A 15,870-nucleotide genomic window follows, 5' to 3' on the forward strand; every position below is an offset into this window, starting at 1 on the left:
GAGGAATACTCACCTTATTTATGACGCCTGACGATTACTGCCAGGAAAAGGCCGCCAAAAGCGGCTCGAGTTTTTACTATTCGTTCCTGTTCCTGCCGCCCGAGCGCCGCCGCGCCATCACCGCGCTGTATGCATTCTGCCGCGAAGTGGACGACGTGGTCGACGAATGCTCCGACCCGTCGGTGGCGCGCATCAAGCTGGCCTGGTGGCGCACGCAGGTCGACCAGCTGTTTGCCGGCCCTGCCGAGCATCCGGTAATGCTCGCGCTGCAGCCGCACGTGGAGCCTTGCGGGATTTCGCGCGACCGCATGCAGGCGGTGATCGACGGCATGGAAATGGACCTGGACCAGACCCGCTACCTGGACTGGCCTGGACTGCGCAAATACTGTTGGCACGCCGCCGGCGTGGTGGGCGAACTGTCGGCCGGCGTTTTCGGCTATGCCGATCCGCGCACCCTGGAATACGCCGGCAAGCTGGGGCTGGCGTTTCAGCTGACCAACATCATCCGCGACGTCGGCGACGATGCGCGGCGTGGCCGCATCTACCTGCCCGTGGACGAACTGCAGCGCTTCGACGTCAAGGCCGCCGAGATCCTGAACGGCACGTATTCCGAGCGCTTCACCGCATTGATGCGGTTCCAGACCGAACGCGCCCGCCAGCTGTACAGCGAGGCCATGGCCAGCCTGCCCGAATCCGACCGGCGCGCACAGCGGCCGGGCCTGATGATGGCGGCCATTTATCACGCCCTGCTCGACGAGATCGAACGCGACAACTGGCAGGTGCTGCATCAACGCATTTCACTGACGCCCCTGCGCAAGCTGTGGCTGGCCTGGAAGACCTGGGTGGGCGGCGGCCGCGGTCTGGTGCGCCGCCTGGCGCGATGAAAGTCGCCATCATCGGCGCCGGCTGGGCCGGCCTGGCCGCCTGCGCCGCGTTGCGCGAGGCCGACGCCCAGGTCACGGTATTCGAAGCCGGCCGCACGCCGGGCGGCCGGGCGCGGCGCGTGGTGCATCCCGAATTCGGCGCGCAGCTCGATAACGGCCAGCACATCCTGCTGGGTGCCTACGACCAGACCCTGGCCCTGATGCGCCGCGTGGGCCGCAATCCGGCCGCGCTGCTGATGCGGCGATCGCTGCGGCTGGCCAGCCTGGACGGCAGCTTTCACCTGTCCGCGCCCGCCCTACCCGCTCCCTGGCACGCCCTGGCGGCGCTGGCGACCGCGCGCGGGCTGACCTGGCGCGAACGCATGGATGCCCTGCGCATGATGCGGGGGCTGAAGAACAGCGGGTGGTTGCCGCCGCGCGACTGGACCGTGTCGCAATTGCTGGCCCACTACCGGCAGCCCGATACGCTGGTCCGCCTGGTATGGGAACCGCTGTGCCTGGCCGCCCTGAACACGCCGCCGGCCGAGGCCGGCGCCGTGCTGTACGCGCGCATCCTGCGCGACAGCCTGGCCGGCAGCCGCCACGACAGCGACCTGCTGCTGCCCTGCGTCGACCTGTCGGCACTGTGGCCCGACGCCGTGGCCCTGCGGGCCAACATGCGCTACGGCGATACCGTGCGGCAGCTGGTGCCCTCGGCCCGCGGCGTGGACGTGAACCGTGAACGCTTCGACGCCGCGGTGCTGGCGGTGCCGCCCTCGGTGGCCGCCCGCCTGCTGGGCAACGCCCTGCGCGAAGCCGGCACGCCCGGCCTGCTGAAAGCCCTGCAGGCATTCGACTACCTGCCCATCGGCACGCTGAACCTGCGCCTGGCGGCCCCCTGGCCCCTGCCCGAACCCATGATGCTGCTGCGCGAAGACGCGGCGCGCGGCCACGTGGGCCATTGGGTATTCGACCGTTCGCGGCTGACCGGCCGCGGCCCCGGCGGCGAGCTGGCGGTCGTGACCAGCGCCGCGCGCGGCCTGGCCGAGACCGACCGCGCCGCGGCCATTGCCGCGCTGACTGCCCAGGTGGCCGTGCAGGCGGCGCGCCATCCGGCGCGGCTGCCGCCCATGCCCGCGGTGCAGGCCGCGGAACTGTTCATCGAAAAGCGCGCCACGTTCGCCGCCGTGCCGGGACTGGTACGGCCCCTGAACACCACGCCGTGGGCCACCCTGGCGCTGGCCGGCGACTGGACCGATACGGGTTATCCGGGCGTGCTGGAAGGCGCGGTGCGCAGCGGCCTGCAGGCCGCGCGCGTGCTGCTGGCGCGCCAGGGCCGATAAAGCCCCGCGTGCCGCGGCGTTTCAGCGCAGCGCGTGCCCGCTGGCCAGGCCCAGCGCCGTCAACGCCAGCGACCCCAGCAGGCTGATGGCCGCATAGCCCAGCGCGGGCGCATAGGCCCCGCGTTCGAGCATGCCCACGGTTTCGGCCGAGAACGTCGAGAACGTGGTCAACCCCCCCAGGAAGCCCGTGACCGCCGCCAGGCGGATCCATTGCGGCCACTCGGGATGCGCCAGCAGTACGGCCAGCGCCAGCCCGATCAGGTAGCCGCCCGCCAGGTTGACCAGCAGCGTGCCCCAGGGCCATGCCGAGTTCAGCCACAACCCCGCCAGCCAGCGGGCGCAGGCGCCCAGCGCGGCGCCGATGGCCACGGCGAGGAAGTTGAGCGGGATCAGTGTCTGGGTCATGATTTTTTGAGATTCATTCTCATTTAAATGATAGAATCCGCAGCCTTGACCCGTAATGTCTCATGGACGGCAAACTTTCTTCGCGTCGACGGGCCTATTGGCTCAAGACACTGCATCAATGGCACTGGATCAGTTCAGCATTATGCCTGCTGGGCATGCTGTTGTTCGCTGTTACCGGCCTGACCCTGAACAATGCCGCGCTGATCGATGCGAGCCCCACGGTGACCACCCGCCAGGCGCAGTTGCCGCCCGCCCTGCTCGGCCAGCTCAAGGCCGCCGGCAACAACACCAGGCATGCCGCCGTGCCGGCGCCCGTGGCCCAGTGGCTGGATAGCGAACTGGATGCGCAGGTGGCCGGCCGCGCGCCCGAGTGGTCGCCCGACGAACTGTATGTCTCGCTGCCGCGCGCCGGCGGCGATGCCTGGCTATCCGTCGACCTGGCCGACGGCGCCGTCGAATACGAACGCACCGACCGCGGCTGGGTGGCCTACCTGAACGACCTGCACAAGGGCCGCCATACCGGCGCCGCCTGGAGCTGGTTCCTGGATGTGTTCGCGGTGGCCTGTCTGGTGTTTTCGCTGACAGGGCTGGTGCTGCTGCAAATGCATGCCGGCCAGCGGGCCGCGACCTGGCCCATGGTGGGGCTGGGGCTGCTGATCCCGCTGGTGCTGGCCCTGCTGTTCATCCATTGAAGACCGCAAGCCTGGAGATTTCATGCGCAAGCTGCTGCTGTCGGCCCTGCTGGCCGGCCTGATCGCCCGGACGGCCCAGGCCGCCGACCTGGGGGTCAATATCGAGATACCCCGCCTGGACGTGGCCGAATACCACCGCCCCTACGTGGCGATCTGGCTCGAAAATCCCGACCACAGCGTGGTGGCCGACCTGGCCGTCTGGTATGACGTGGCCAAGAAGAACAACGAAGGCGCGGAATGGCTGAAGGACATGCGCCAGTGGTGGCGCCGCAGCGGCCGCAACCAGCAGTTCCCGGTGGACGGCGTCAGCGGCGCCACCCGCCCCGCCGGCAGGCACGAACTGGCTTTCGCCGGCGGCGCCAAGCCGCTGGCCGACCTGAAACCCGGCCGCTATGCCGTAGTGGTGGAAGCCGCCCGCGAAGTGGGCGGGCGCGAACTGGTGCGCGTGCCGTTCGATTGGCCGCCCGCCCAGGCCGGACAACTGTCGGCCAGCGGCGAGCACGAGCTCGGCGCCATCGCCGTGACCCTGAAACCCTGACCGCCACTGATTTTCCGGAGCCCCGATGAAAACTGCTGTCCGACTCGCCGCCGCCCTGGCGCTTGCCCTGCCCGCCGCGGCCCACGCCCATGATCTGTGGATGCTGCCGTCGTCCACCGTGCTGTCCGGCACCGGCAACTGGATCACGGTGGATGCCGCCGTCAGCAACGACAAGTTCTATTTCAACCACGCGCCCCTGCGCCTGGACAACCTGGTGATCGTGGCCCCCGACGGCAAGCCGGCCGAGGCCCAGAACCTCAACAAGGGCAAGCTGCGCAGCACCTTCGACCTGCAGCTCGGCGAAACCGGCACCTACCGCATCGCCGTGGTCAACGACGGCGTGTTCGCCCGCTGGAAGCAGGACGGCAAGCCCAAGCGCTACTTCGGCCAGCCCGACGGGCTGGCGGCCGCCGTGCCCGCCGACGCGCAAGACCTGGAGATCTCGCAGAGCCTGGGCCGCGTGGAAACCTTCGCCACCGCGGGCAAGCCCAGCCAGGTGCGGCCCGTGGGCAAGGGCCTGGAACTGGTGCCGGTCACCCATCCCAACGACCTGTATGCGGGCGAAACCGCCACGTTCCAGATGATGCTCGACGGCCAGCCCGCCGCCGGGCTCGAGCTGACCATCGTGCCGGGCGGTAGCCGCTACCGCGACAAGGTCGGCGAAATCGAAGTGCGCACCGGCCAGGACGGCAAATTCCAGGTGCAATGGCCGCAGCCCGGCCTGTACTGGGTGCAAGCGCGCGCCGAAGACGGCAAGACCACCGTGCCGAAGGCCGCCAAGCGCCGCCTGTCGTACGCGGCCACGCTGGAAGTGCTGCAGCCGTAGGGCGCCGCGCGGTTCCATGGCTGTTCTTTCCCCGCATTCGCCGGCCGCGGTGGCCGGCGCCACCATGGGCACGACCTGGTCGGCCCGGCTGGCCCTGCCGCCGGGCCTGGCGGCGGACGCGGCGCGCGCCGCCATCCAGCAGGCGCTGGACGACGTGGTCGCGCAAATGAGCACCTGGGACGCATCCTCTGACCTGTCGCGCTACAACCGTGCGGCGGCGGGCTGGCAGGCGCTGCCCGGCGACTGTTTCCACGTGCTGCGGCATGCGCTGCAGCTGGCCGCCGATACCGGCGGCGCATACGATCCCACCATCGGCCCGCTGGTCAACGCGTGGGGCTTCGGCCCCCCGCCGCACGCCAGCGAGCCGCCCTCGGCGGGCGCCATCCAGGCTTTGCGCCAGCGCTGCGGCTGGCGGCGCATCCGCCTGGACGACGCCGGCCGCCGCGCATGGCAGCCGGGCGGCGCGTATCTGGACTTGTCGGCCATCGCCAAGGGCTACGGCGTGGATCGTGCCGCGCGCGCCCTGGACGACGCGGGCGCTGCGCATTACCTGGTGGAAGTGGGCGGCGAACTGCGCGCGCGCGGGCAGCGGCCCGACGGCCAGCCCTGGCGCGTGGCCATCGAAGTGCCCGACGGCAGCGACGACCATGCGCTGGCGCTGGCCCTGCGGGGCCGCAGCATCGCCACGTCGGGCGACTACCGCCGCTATCGCGACAACGCCGGCCGCCGCTACGCGCATACGCTGGACCCGCGCACCGGCCAGCCGGTAGACAACGGCGTGGCCTCGGTCACCGTGGTGCACGACGGCTGCATGCAGGCCGATGCGCTGGCCACGGCGCTGACCGTGCTGGGCGAACGCGACGGCCTGGCCTACGCGCGCCGGCACGATCTGGCGGCGCTCTTCATTGTGCGCGACAGGCAGCACTTGCGGCTGGCCGCCAGCGACGCCTTCGCGGCCCTGGCAACGGCCTGACCCCGGCATGACTCTTCGCCTGGCCGCCGCCTGCTGCGCCATCGCCGTGTGGCTGCTGCTGTGCCTGTGGGCGCGGCGCCGGGCCCGGCAGCGCGCGGCCGCGCAGGCCCGGGCCGCGCATGCGCTGCGCGCGCCCAGCGACGGCCGGACCATACTGGTGGCCCACGCCAGCCAGACCGGCCAGGCCGAGGCGCTGGCCCGCCAGACCGCCGAATCGCTGCGGCTGGGCGGCCTGCAGGCCCGCGTGGCGGCGCTGGGCCAGTTGGACCTGGCCGCACTGCGCGGCTACCCGCGCCTGCTGGTGGTGGCCAGCACCTATGGCGAAGGCGACCCGCCGGACAACGCCGCCGCCTTCGCCGACAGCCTGATGGCCCTGGACGGCGCCGGGGCGCCCCTGCTGGACAGCCTGGGGTATGCGGTGCTGGCGCTGGGCGACAGCAGCTACCGCCATTTCTGCGGCTTCGGCCGCCGGCTCGATGCCTGGCTGCGCGGGCGCGGCGCCACGCCGCTGTTCGACCGGGTCGAGGCGGACAACGCCGACCCGGCCGCCTTGCGGCACTGGCAGCATCATCTGGGCCTGCTGGCCGGCCGCGCCGACCTGCCCGACTGGGAAACGCCCGCCTACCAGCCCTGGCGGCTGGCGCGGCGCACGCTGCTGAACCCCGGCAGCCAGGGCGGCCCCTGCTTTCACCTGGTGCTGGATCCGCCCGATGGCGGCGCGCCCGCGTGGCAGGCCGGCGATATTGCCGAAGTCGGCCCGCGCGACCGGCGCGGCGGCGCCCTGCTGCCGCATCGCGAATACTCGGTGGCCTCGCTGCCCGCGGATGGCGGCGTGCACTTGCTGGTACGGCAGATGCGCGGCGCCGACGGCCGCCTGGGCCTGGGCAGCGGCTGGCTGACCCGCACCGCGCAGGTGGGCGACCTGATCGACCTGCGCCTGCGCGCCAACGCCAATTTCCACCCGCCGGGCGATGCGCGCCCGCTGCTGCTGATAGGCAACGGCACCGGGCTGGCCGGGCTGCGCGCGCTGCTCAAGGCGCGCATCGCCGCGGGCCATTTCCGTAACTGGCTGGTATTCGGCGAACGCCAGGCCGCGCACGACTGGTTCCACCGCGAAGAAATCGCGGGCTGGCTGGCGCAGGGCCGACTGCAGCGCCTGGACGCCGTGTTCTCGCGCGACACGCCGGCGCGGCGCTACGTGCAGCACGCGCTGCTGGACGCCGCCGACAGCGTGCGCGGCTGGGTGGAAGAAGGCGCAAGCATCTACATTTGCGGCAGCCTGCAGGGCATGGCCCAGGGCGTGGACGACGCCCTGGCGCAGATACTGGGCGCGGAACCCCTGGCCGCGCTGCGGCGCGCCGGCCGCTACCGCCGCGACGTGTATTGAACGCTGAACGCGACAGTGCCCCGGTCCGCATCGCACGGCCGGGGCACTGATTGTTGCCAGGTGTCAGGCTCCCGAAGGGTGCCTGACACCGTAAAGTCGAGACAGTCGCCGCCCACTTCGCAGCCATCTCAGTCGTACGGTGTCTGACACCCTGCGGGAGTCAGACACCGGGCGCACGCTTACTGCAGCGTGCGGGTGAACACGAACTTGCCGTCGCGCCAGTCCACCGGCACCACGTCGCGCGGCCCGAACTCGCCTTCCAGGATCAGCTTGGCGACCGGGTTTTCGATCTGCTGCTGGATGGCGCGCTTCAGCGGCCGGGCGCCGAACACCGGGTCGAACCCCGCGCGGGCCAGTTCGGCCAGCGCCGCGTCGGACACTTCCAGGCGCATTTCCTGGCGCTCGAGCCGTTCGGCCAGGCGCTTGAGCTGGATGCGCGCGATCGACTCGATGTGCTGCGCTTCCAGTCCGTGGAACACCACGACCTCGTCGATGCGGTTCAGGAACTCGGGGCGGAACGACTGCTTGAGTTCATCCCACACCACTTCCTTGATCACTTCGTACGGCTGGCCCGCCATGCTCTGGATGTGCTGCGACCCCAGATTGGACGTCATCACGATGACCGTGTTGCGGAAATCGACCGTGCGCCCCTGGCCATCGGTAAGGCGGCCGTCGTCGAGCACCTGCAGCAGCACGTTGAAGACATCGGGGTGCGCCTTCTCGACCTCGTCGAGCAGCACCACGCTGTACGGCTTGCGCCGCACCGCTTCGGTCAGGTAGCCGCCTTCTTCGTAGCCCACGTATCCGGGCGGCGCGCCGATCAGGCGGGCCACCGAATGCTTTTCCATGAATTCGCTCATGTCGATGCGGATCATGTGCTCTTCGGAATCGAACAGGAAGTCGGCCAGCGCCCGCGTGAGTTCGGTCTTGCCCACGCCGGTGGGGCCCAGGAACAGGAACGAACCGTACGGCCGCGAAGGATCGGCCAGCCCCGCGCGCGAACGGCGGATGGCGTCGGACACCAGCCGCACGGCTTCATCCTGGCCCACCACGCGCTTGTGCAGGTGGTCTTCCATTTGCAGCAGCTTCTCGCGTTCGCCCTGCATCATCTTGGCCACCGGAATACCCGTGGCGCGCGATACGACTTCGGCGATTTCTTCGGCGCCGACTTGCGTGCGCAGCAGGCGCGGCTGGCCCCCGGCCTGCTCGCCCTGCTGTTCGGCCGTGTCGGCCGCCTTCAGGCGGGCTTCGAGTTCGGGCAGCTTGCCGTACTGCAGTTCGGCCAGCTTGTCGAACTGGCCCTTGCGCTGCAGCTCGGCCATGTCGGCGCGCACGTGGTCGATTTCTTCTTTGATGGCCTGGGTGCCCTGCACCGCGGCCTTCTCGGCTTTCCAGATTTCTTCGTAGTCGTTGTATTCGCGCTGCAGCTTCTCGAGTTCTTCCTCGATGGCCGCCAGGCGGCGCTTGGAAGCATCGTCGGACTCTTTGCGCACGGCCTCGCGCTCGATCTTGAGCTGGATGATGCGGCGGTCGAGCCTGTCCATGACTTCCGGCTTGGAATCGATTTCCATGCGGATGCGCGCGCCGGCCTCGTCGATGAGGTCGATGGCCTTGTCGGGCAGGAAGCGGTCGGTGATGTAGCGGTGCGACAGCTCGGCCGCCGCCACGATGGCCGGATCGGTGATTTCCACGCCATGGTGGATTTCGTAGCGTTCCTGCAGCCCGCGCAGGATGGCGATGGTGGACTCGACATCGGGCTCGTTGACCAGCACTTTCTGGAAGCGGCGTTCGAGAGCGGCGTCTTTCTCGATGTACTTGCGGTATTCGTCGAGCGTGGTGGCGCCGATGCAGTGCAGCTCGCCGCGCGCCAGCGCGGGCTTGAGCATGTTGCCGGCGTCCATCGCGCCCTCGGCCTTGCCGGCGCCCACCATGGTGTGCAGCTCGTCGATGAATACGATGTTCTGGCCGTCGTCCTGCGCCAGTTCTTTCAGCACGGCCTTCAGGCGCTCTTCGAATTCGCCGCGGAACTTGGCGCCGGCCAGCAGCGCGGCCAGGTCGAGCGACAACACCCGCTTGCCGCGCAGGGTCTCGGGGACTTCATCGTTGACGATGCGCTGCGCCAGGCCTTCGACGATGGCCGTCTTGCCCACGCCGGGCTCGCCGATCAGCACCGGGTTGTTCTTGGTGCGGCGCTGCAGGATCTGGATGGTGCGGCGGATTTCGTCATCGCGGCCGATGACCGGGTCGAGCTTGCCCTGACGGGCGCGCTCGGTCAGGTCGAGCGTGTACTTGGCCAGCGCCTCGCGGTTGGATTCGCCTTCGGCGGCCGAGACGTTTTCGCCGCCGCGCACGGCGTCGATGGCCGCTTCCAGGGCCTTTTTCTGCAGGCCCGCATCGCGCAGGATGGTGCCGGCCGGACCCTTGTCGTCGGCCAGCGCCAGCAGGAACAGCTCGCTGGCGATGTAGGTGTCGCCGCGGCGCGCGGCTTCTTTGTCGGTGCGGGTCAGCACGGCCTGCAGGTCGCGGCCGACCTGCACGTTGTCGTTGCCCTGCACCTGCGGCAGCGCCTTCAGGGCGGCGTCAAGCCCGCCCCCGATGCGGTTGACGGCCACGCCGGCGCGCGCCAGCAGGCCGGCCGCGCCGCTGTCAGGGTCGGACAGCAGCGCCGACAGCACGTGCACGGGCTCGATATAGGGGTGGTCGTTGCGGGCGGCCAGGCTTTGCGCGTCGGCCAGGGCTTGCTGGAATTTGGTGGTGAGTTTGTCGAATCGCATGGTGGTCGTTAGGCTTGATGGGGAGCCTGACCGGCGACGTCGCGGCTGGCTCGATAACTTGCATGTGCGGACACAGCGGAGTTTTTCAAGACCTTGGCGCCATCAGGGGGATGCGTGGCGCGCAAGCAACATCCGCATCACGGCGCATGGCGCGATGCCATTGCAGCAGCATAGTCCTATCGATCCGGCAGTGCTACCACAGAACGGGGCAAAACAGGAAAACGGCTACACCGATCCCTATCCCCCAAGGAATACAATAGGGATTCATCATTAATTGCCGCCAGGCACTGGCTCGCGTATGAGCTTGAGCGGCATCAAGGTAAATCATGCAAAAACGTGTCCCTTTACCGCCGGAAGCCCCGAACTGCTCGACTTGCATGCTGGGCCATGTCTGCATTCCGGTGGGCATGGCTGCGGCCGACGTCGAACAGCTGGACGAACTCGTGCAAGAGCGCGTCCGGGTCGAAAAAGGCAAATCGCTCTACACCCTGCTGGACCCGCTCGACGCGGTATACAGCGTGCGTTACGGCAGTATGAAAACGCAGATCGAAGACGCCGCCGGCCACGTTCAGATCACCGGATTCCACCTGCCGGGCGAAGTCGTGGGCCTGGACGGCATGCTCGAGGGCAAGCACGTGTCCACCGCCCTGGCAATGGAAGACTCCGAGGTCTGCGTCATCCGCCTGTCGCAGGTCGACCACGTCGCCAGCCACCTGCCTTCGCTGCAGCACCAGATGCGCCGCCTGATGAGCCGCGAGCTCGGACGCTCGTACCAGATGCTGGCCTCGCTGGGCGGCATGCGCTCCGAGCAGCGCCTGGCCGCCTTCCTGCTGAACCTGTCGCAGCGCTATGCCGCGCTGGGTTATTCGTCCACCGAATTCGTGCTGCGCATGAGCCGCGAAGAAATCGGCAATTACCTGGGCCTGACGCTGGAAACCGCCAGCCGCTTGTTTTCGCGATTTGCACGCGAAGGTTTGATCCGTATCAATCAACGTGAAGTTCGTTTGCTCGATCTGCCGGCCCTGAAGCAACTGCTGGGCCAGGAAACCTGCTGAGCGCCACGCCGCCCATGCCGATGCGCCGTTGCCGCCCGCGCCCGCCCCGCTGCGCCGCGGCCAGCCTGGCGCTGGCATTGGCGCTGGCGGCGGGCTGGGCGCGCGCGCAAACGCCGCTGCCGCCGCCCTACAACTACGATGAGCCGCTGCCCGCGGCGCCGCGTCCGGCGCCCCCGTGGCAAGACCTGGCCCTGGGCGACGCCGAGCATGCATACCGCATGCCGGTGTACGCCAACCGCAAGCTCGCCGGCCCGCTGGACGACATCCGGCGCGTTATCGTGGTGCTGCACGGCGGCCGCCGCGATGCCCGCCGCTACTACCAGGACATCGACGCCGTCGTGCAGCGCGACGCCGCGCGCCGGGCCGACACCCTGATCCTGGCGCTGGAATTCCCCACCCCCATCGACGCCGCCTACGCCGGGCGGCCCGCCTGGCGCAAGGCCAGCTGGGAAAGCGGCGCCCTCAGCGTGCGGGCATCCGGCCGGCCGGCGCCGGTCAGCGCCTTCCAGGTGCTGGACGACGTGCTGCGCCTGCTGGCCGACCGCAAGCGCCTGCCGGCGCTGGCCGACATCGTGCTGGCGGGGCATTCCGGCGGGGCGCAGCTGCTGCAGCGCTATGCCGTGCTGAACGATCTGGACGGCGCCATACGGCGCAACGGGCTGACGCTGCGCTACGTCATCGCCAACGCCCCGTCGTACCTGTACCTGACCAATGAACGGCCGCGCCGCCGCGGCAACGGCTTCGAGCCCTACGAACGCGGCATTTGCCCAACCTACAACCGGTATCCGTACGGCCCGCAGAACCTGCCCGCCTACGGCGCCGATTCCGACGCGGCCAGCCTGTATGTGCGCTATGCGGCGCGCGACGTGGTCTACCTGCTGGGCAGCGCCGACAACAACCCCGAAGACCACGGCCTGGACAAGCACTGCGGCGCCGAAGCCCAGGGCGCCACCCGGCTGTCGCGCGGCCTGGGCTACCTGCGCTACGACCGGCTGCTGGCCAGCCGCGGCGCCCGGCCGGTAAGCCTGCGCCACGAACACCAGCAAGTAATGGGGGTGGGGCACGAATCGGCCGCCATGTTCGGTTCGCTATGCGGCACGCGCGCCCTGCTGGGCGACGGCGCCAGCACCGCCGTCAGCGCGGCGGCCTGCCAGCCCATCGACTGATGAAACCGTGATCAGGTCAGGGCTTGCCCTGGCGCAGCGGCTGCAACAGGCCCGCCAGGCCGTTGTGATCGAGTTCGTGCATCAGCGCCAGCAGGCGGCCGATTTCGCCGGGCGGGAAGCCCTTGCGGGCGAACCAGGCCAGGTAGGGTCCGGGCAGGTCGGCGATCAGGCGCCCCTGGTATTTGCCGTAGGGCATCTCGCGCGTGACCAGCCGTTCAAGGTCTTGCGGATTCATCCGGGCCCTGCCAGTCGAGCGTCCAGTGGCCGGCCAGCACATTCTGCAGCCACAGCGTGCAGGTTAGCGTCTTGGCGTCGGTGACGCGGCCGCCGCGGCATGCTTCGGCCAGCTCTTGCGGCGTGGCGCTGCGCACTTCCAGGAATTCGTCCTGGTCGAGCTGCGCCTTGCCCGCGACCAGTTGGCGGGCGAAGAAAATATGGATGATCTCGGTGGAATACGCGATGGCCAGGTGCATGGCGCCGGCATAGGCCCACTGCCCTGCCGTGTAGCCGGTTTCTTCGAGCAGCTCGCGGCGCGCGCAGGCCAGCGGATCTTCGCCCGGGTCGAGCTTGCCGGCCGGGAATTCAGTCATGACGCGGCCGACCGGGTAGCGGAACTGGCGCTCGAGCAGCACGCGCCCGTCGTCGAGCATCGGAATGATGACCACCGCGCCCGGATGCACGATGTATTCGCGCAGGGCCTGGCGGCCGTCGGGCAGGCGCACGGTGTCGCGGCGCGCCTTCAGGAAGCTGCCGTCGCACAGCGGCTGGCTGTCGAGCAGGGTTTCAGTCAGGTGGGCGTCGTCGGAAGCGTTCATGGGCGGCTGCGGGCGGGTGGAGACAGCCAGGCAGCTTACCACCCGCGGCTTGCAGGCCTACTGCACGCGGCGCGCCTCGAGTTCTTTCAGGCAGCCGGCCACGCCGGCCTGCAGATCGACATTGCCGATGGCTTCGCGGTCGACCCTGGCGCGGCAGCGTTGGTATTGCTGCACGCTTTCCGGCGTGTCGCGCACCGCGGGCGCGGGCGCGGCGCCCGGCTGCTCGGTGATGCGCAAGGTGGAAGGCGGCGACTTGCTGCCGTCGTGCGACGGGAAGCTGTATTCCCGGGCCTGCTGCGCCTGGGCCGTGCCCAGGGCGCCCAACAGGCACGCCAGCGCGGCCAGGCCGGAAAGCGCGGTCTTGTTCATGGGGTGCGTCCTTACAGTTGCCGGCGGGCGCCCGGACGGGCGGCCCGCGAGCGGTTATCGTAACGTCGCCGATGGGACTGCGGCGCGCCGCGATGGTTCCAAACGGCAACAAAAGCTACCATGCGGCCTGCCGCCAAGGATTGCCATGATTTTGCTGGACGCCACCTTCGAACGCACCCTGGACGCCTGGGAACGGCAGTACAGCGGCCCCGCCTGGTGCGGCGCCAGCCTGGAGGGCTGGCTGTTCGAGGGGCTGCCGGCTCGCCGCGCCGCCGAGGCCCGGCTGGCGCGCGCGGGCATCACCGCGCGGCTGCGCAGCGCCTACAAGCCCCTGCTGCATTTCTTCCTGGAAGACGCCGACCTGCGCGGCCTGGCGGCCGTGACGGTGCGCTACCCGGTGCACCCGCTGGCGCGGCCCAACCGCTACACGCTGGAAGCCTACCCGCTGGCCGACCTGCTGGGCACGGCCTCGCTGCAGTTCGTGGCGGGCACGGCCGACCTGCACTACCGGGTCGACCTGCGCTATGACGACGGCCGGCAGCGCCAGGCAATGGTGTTCGCGCCCAATGCTCCGGCCAGCGCCGACGACGGCGCGACGCTGCTGTCGCCCACCGGATGGCTGCGCGTGCGCGACGCCGCGGGCGCATTGGCGGCTGACGCGGCGTGCGGCACGGAATACCAGGCGGCCTTCGATGCCGCCGTGCAGGCGGTGCGCAGCCACGACTGGGGCGCGCGGGCCCCGCATTTCCAGCGCCTGGATATCCGTGTCGACCTGCCCGGCATGGAATTCGACGCCGGCGGCGATGCCGGCCTGGTCAGCACCTATGAAGCCCTGCATGAAGACCTGTACTTCACCCTGATCGAATTCTTCCAGCGCCATGCCGGCCTGCCGCCGGGCGACCGCCGCCTGCAGCCGGGCCAGATCGTGCCCGACGTGCGGCCGGCCGAAGGCCCGGCGCGCGTACGGGTAGCCACCCGGGCGTTCGACGCGCCCGGGCCGGAACCCGCCGTGGCGCCCCTGCCGCTGGACAGTGTCGAGGCGCCGCTGGCGCCGGCCCAGATCGCCGCGCACCTGCAGGCGCTGGGCGGCGCGCCGCTGCACGCCACCTCGCGCCAGGGCCGGCCCGTGCCGGGCACCTATCTGGAAGGGCCCGGGCCGGCGGTGTTCATCTCGGGCGGCCAGCATGCGAACGAAACCTCGGGCGTGGTGGGCGCCCTGCGCGCGGCTCAGGCGCTGTGCGCGGCGGGCGGGGCGCATTTCGCGCTGGTGGCCTGCGAAAACCCCGATGGCTATGCCCTGCACCGCGAGCTGTGCGCGCACCACCCCTGCCACATGCATCATGCCGCGCGCTACAGCGCCCTGGGCGACGACGTGGCCTACCGCGCCGGCGCCCCGCTGCTCGAACAGCAGGCCCGCCGCACCGCGCTGGCCCGCAGCGGCGCGCGGCTGCATATCAACCTGCACGGCTATCCCGCGCACGAATGGACGCGCCCCCTGTCGGGCTACCTGCCGCGCCAGTTCGAATCCTGGACCCTGCCCAAGGGCTTTTTCCTGCTGCTGCGCCACCACCCCGGCTGGAGCCAGCCGGCGCGGCAGCTGATGGATGGCATCAGCGCGCGGCTGGCCCAGGTGCCCGGCCTGGCGGACTTCCATGCGCGGCAGGCCGCGCGCTACGAGGCGCATGCGCTGGAAAAAGGCTTCGACACGCAGCACGGCATTGCCTGCGTCGTGACCGAAAGCGACCAGGAAATGGCGCCGCTGTCGCTGATATCCGAGTTTCCCGACGAAACCGTCTACGGCGCCGCCTTCCGCTACGCGCACACGGTGCAAATGGAAACCGTGCTGGCGGCCGTGGCGGTGTATGCGGACCTGGTGCGCGCGCGCCCGGACCTGCTGGCGCCGTACGCCCGGTAACACCTGCGCAGCGCCGATCGCGCTATTTTTGAAGGCGCTTTTGCGTTCAGGAGCCCGCATGAAAACCATCGCGCCGCTTTATCTGCTGGCCGCCGCCGTGCTGGCCGGCTGCGCCGCCCCCCACGATCCGCCGCAGCCGCCCGCCAAAGAAGGCCCTGCCCTGACCGACGGGCACAATGCCCGCAATTCGCTGGACTGGGCCGGCGCCTACGAAGGCACCCTGCCCTGCGCCGACTGCCCCGGCATCCAGACCCGCCTGGTGCTGACGCCGCACGGCGGCTACGAACTGCAAACCCGCTACCTGGACCGCCAACCGCACCCCAATATCGTGCGCGGCACATTCAGCTGGCAGCCCGACGGCAGCACCATCCGCCTGGACAAGGCCGGCGACGAGCAGCGGTATTTCGTGGCCGAGGGCCGGCTGATCCAGCTGTACCAGGATGGCTCGCGCCCCAGCGGGCCGCTGGCGCCGCACTACGAACTGACGCAGGTGCGCTAGCCGGCGCGCGGCGGCGGCACGCCGTGTCGCGCCCGCCAGGCGCGCAATGCTTCGCGATAGCGGTCCATGGCCTCGTCGTACAAGTCGTAAACGCAGGGGATGCAGCCGCTTTGGCAGCAATCGCCCGGGGCGGGCGCCTCGGGCGGTACGGGTTCGGGGTCTGGCGCGGGCGGCGTGGCGGCAGTTTTTTCAGCGGTAGTCATTGACGCCATTATCGCGCCCCCGCCGCCAGTGGTAATCTGGCTGCCGG

At 69.9% G+C, this 15,870-nt stretch carries 17 protein-coding genes; 11 read left to right on the top strand and 6 right to left on the bottom strand.

The genetic code is table 11. The features are described 5' to 3' along the window. Nucleotides 1-20: 20 nt before the first annotated feature. Nucleotides 21-884 carry a presqualene diphosphate synthase HpnD gene (gene hpnD / locus J2P76_RS12590; RefSeq protein WP_207407933.1) on the top strand — a complete coding sequence of 288 codons (864 nt, stop codon included), beginning with the start codon at nucleotides 21-23 and terminating at the stop codon, nucleotides 882-884. Beyond that, nucleotides 881-2,206 (top strand): hydroxysqualene dehydroxylase HpnE, encoded by a 1,326-nt coding sequence (gene hpnE / locus J2P76_RS12595; protein WP_207407944.1) that lies wholly within the window; start codon nucleotides 881-883, stop codon nucleotides 2,204-2,206. The genes hpnD and hpnE overlap by 4 nt, the downstream gene beginning before the upstream one ends. Nucleotides 2,207-2,227: 21 nt before the next feature. Here hpnE and crcB read toward each other — a convergent pair whose 3' ends face one another. Beyond that, nucleotides 2,228-2,611: a fluoride efflux transporter CrcB gene (crcB, locus tag J2P76_RS12600; RefSeq protein WP_207407946.1), complete on the bottom strand. Its 384-nt coding sequence runs from the start codon at nucleotides 2,609-2,611 to the stop codon at nucleotides 2,228-2,230. 62 nt (nucleotides 2,612-2,673) lie between these two features. Here crcB and J2P76_RS12605 point away from each other — a divergent pair, with 62 nt between their 5' ends. The 5 genes from J2P76_RS12605 to J2P76_RS12625 are packed head-to-tail and all read left to right on the top strand — an operon-like array spanning nucleotide 2,674 to nucleotide 7,027. Beyond that, entirely contained in the window at nucleotides 2,674-3,303 is a 630-nt protein-coding gene (locus tag J2P76_RS12605; RefSeq protein ID WP_207407948.1) for a PepSY-associated TM helix domain-containing protein, read from the top strand. A gap of 22 nt (nucleotides 3,304-3,325) precedes the next feature. Beyond that, on the top strand, nucleotides 3,326-3,841 hold the full coding sequence (locus tag J2P76_RS12610; protein ID WP_207407950.1) for a DUF2271 domain-containing protein: 516 nt from the start codon (nucleotides 3,326-3,328) through the stop codon (nucleotides 3,839-3,841). Nucleotides 3,842-3,866: 25 nt separating this feature from the next. After that, nucleotides 3,867-4,667, top strand: coding sequence for a DUF4198 domain-containing protein (locus J2P76_RS12615; protein WP_207407952.1), 801 nt, complete (start codon nucleotides 3,867-3,869; stop codon nucleotides 4,665-4,667). A gap of 16 nt (nucleotides 4,668-4,683) precedes the next feature. Then, nucleotides 4,684-5,640, top strand: coding sequence for an FAD:protein FMN transferase (locus J2P76_RS12620; RefSeq protein WP_207407954.1), 957 nt, complete (start codon nucleotides 4,684-4,686; stop codon nucleotides 5,638-5,640). 7 nt (nucleotides 5,641-5,647) lie between these two features. Beyond that, nucleotides 5,648-7,027 (top strand): sulfite reductase subunit alpha, encoded by a 1,380-nt coding sequence (locus J2P76_RS12625; RefSeq protein ID WP_207407956.1) that lies wholly within the window; start codon nucleotides 5,648-5,650, stop codon nucleotides 7,025-7,027. Nucleotides 7,028-7,206: 179 nt separating this feature from the next. Here J2P76_RS12625 and clpB read toward each other — a convergent pair whose 3' ends face one another. Beyond that, on the bottom strand, nucleotides 7,207-9,801 hold the full coding sequence (clpB, locus tag J2P76_RS12630; RefSeq protein ID WP_207407957.1) for an ATP-dependent chaperone ClpB: 2,595 nt from the start codon (nucleotides 9,799-9,801) through the stop codon (nucleotides 7,207-7,209). A 326-nt stretch (nucleotides 9,802-10,127) separates the two neighbouring features. On the opposite strand from clpB, the gene J2P76_RS12635 reads away from it, so the two are divergent. After that, entirely contained in the window at nucleotides 10,128-10,856 is a 729-nt protein-coding gene (locus tag J2P76_RS12635; protein ID WP_207407959.1) for a helix-turn-helix domain-containing protein, read from the top strand. Between the two features lie 14 nt (nucleotides 10,857-10,870). Then, nucleotides 10,871-12,022, top strand: coding sequence for a hypothetical protein (locus J2P76_RS12640; protein WP_207407960.1), 1,152 nt, complete (start codon nucleotides 10,871-10,873; stop codon nucleotides 12,020-12,022). 16 nt (nucleotides 12,023-12,038) lie between these two features. On the opposite strand, the gene J2P76_RS12645 is transcribed toward J2P76_RS12640, so the two are convergent. The 3 genes from J2P76_RS12645 to J2P76_RS12655 are packed head-to-tail and all read right to left on the bottom strand — an operon-like array spanning nucleotide 12,039 to nucleotide 13,206. Continuing rightward, nucleotides 12,039-12,257, bottom strand: coding sequence for a DUF3820 family protein (locus J2P76_RS12645; RefSeq protein ID WP_207407961.1), 219 nt, complete (start codon nucleotides 12,255-12,257; stop codon nucleotides 12,039-12,041). Continuing rightward, nucleotides 12,238-12,837, bottom strand: a complete 600-nt coding sequence (locus tag J2P76_RS12650) for an NUDIX domain-containing protein (RefSeq protein WP_207407962.1) — start codon at nucleotides 12,835-12,837, stop codon at nucleotides 12,238-12,240. The genes J2P76_RS12645 and J2P76_RS12650 overlap by 20 nt, the downstream gene beginning before the upstream one ends. 57 nt (nucleotides 12,838-12,894) lie before the next feature. Then, nucleotides 12,895-13,206: a hypothetical protein gene (locus J2P76_RS12655; RefSeq protein ID WP_207407963.1), complete on the bottom strand. Its 312-nt coding sequence runs from the start codon at nucleotides 13,204-13,206 to the stop codon at nucleotides 12,895-12,897. A gap of 145 nt (nucleotides 13,207-13,351) precedes the next feature. Here J2P76_RS12655 and J2P76_RS12660 point away from each other — a divergent pair, with 145 nt between their 5' ends. Continuing rightward, nucleotides 13,352-15,121, top strand: coding sequence for a peptidase M14 (locus J2P76_RS12660; protein ID WP_207407964.1), 1,770 nt, complete (start codon nucleotides 13,352-13,354; stop codon nucleotides 15,119-15,121). A gap of 58 nt (nucleotides 15,122-15,179) precedes the next feature. Continuing rightward, entirely contained in the window at nucleotides 15,180-15,620 is a 441-nt protein-coding gene (locus J2P76_RS12665; RefSeq protein WP_207407965.1) for a copper resistance protein NlpE, read from the top strand. On the opposite strand, the gene J2P76_RS12670 is transcribed toward J2P76_RS12665, so the two are convergent. Further along, nucleotides 15,617-15,823 (bottom strand): oxidoreductase-like domain-containing protein, encoded by a 207-nt coding sequence (locus J2P76_RS12670; RefSeq protein ID WP_207407966.1) that lies wholly within the window; start codon nucleotides 15,821-15,823, stop codon nucleotides 15,617-15,619. The two genes, J2P76_RS12665 and J2P76_RS12670, sit on opposite strands and share 4 nt — an antisense overlap. Between the last annotated feature and the right edge of the window lie 47 nt (nucleotides 15,824-15,870).

It is taken from the genome of Bordetella petrii, assembly GCF_017356245.1.
Classification (GTDB): domain Bacteria; phylum Pseudomonadota; class Gammaproteobacteria; order Burkholderiales; family Burkholderiaceae_B; genus Bordetella_A; species Bordetella_A petrii_D.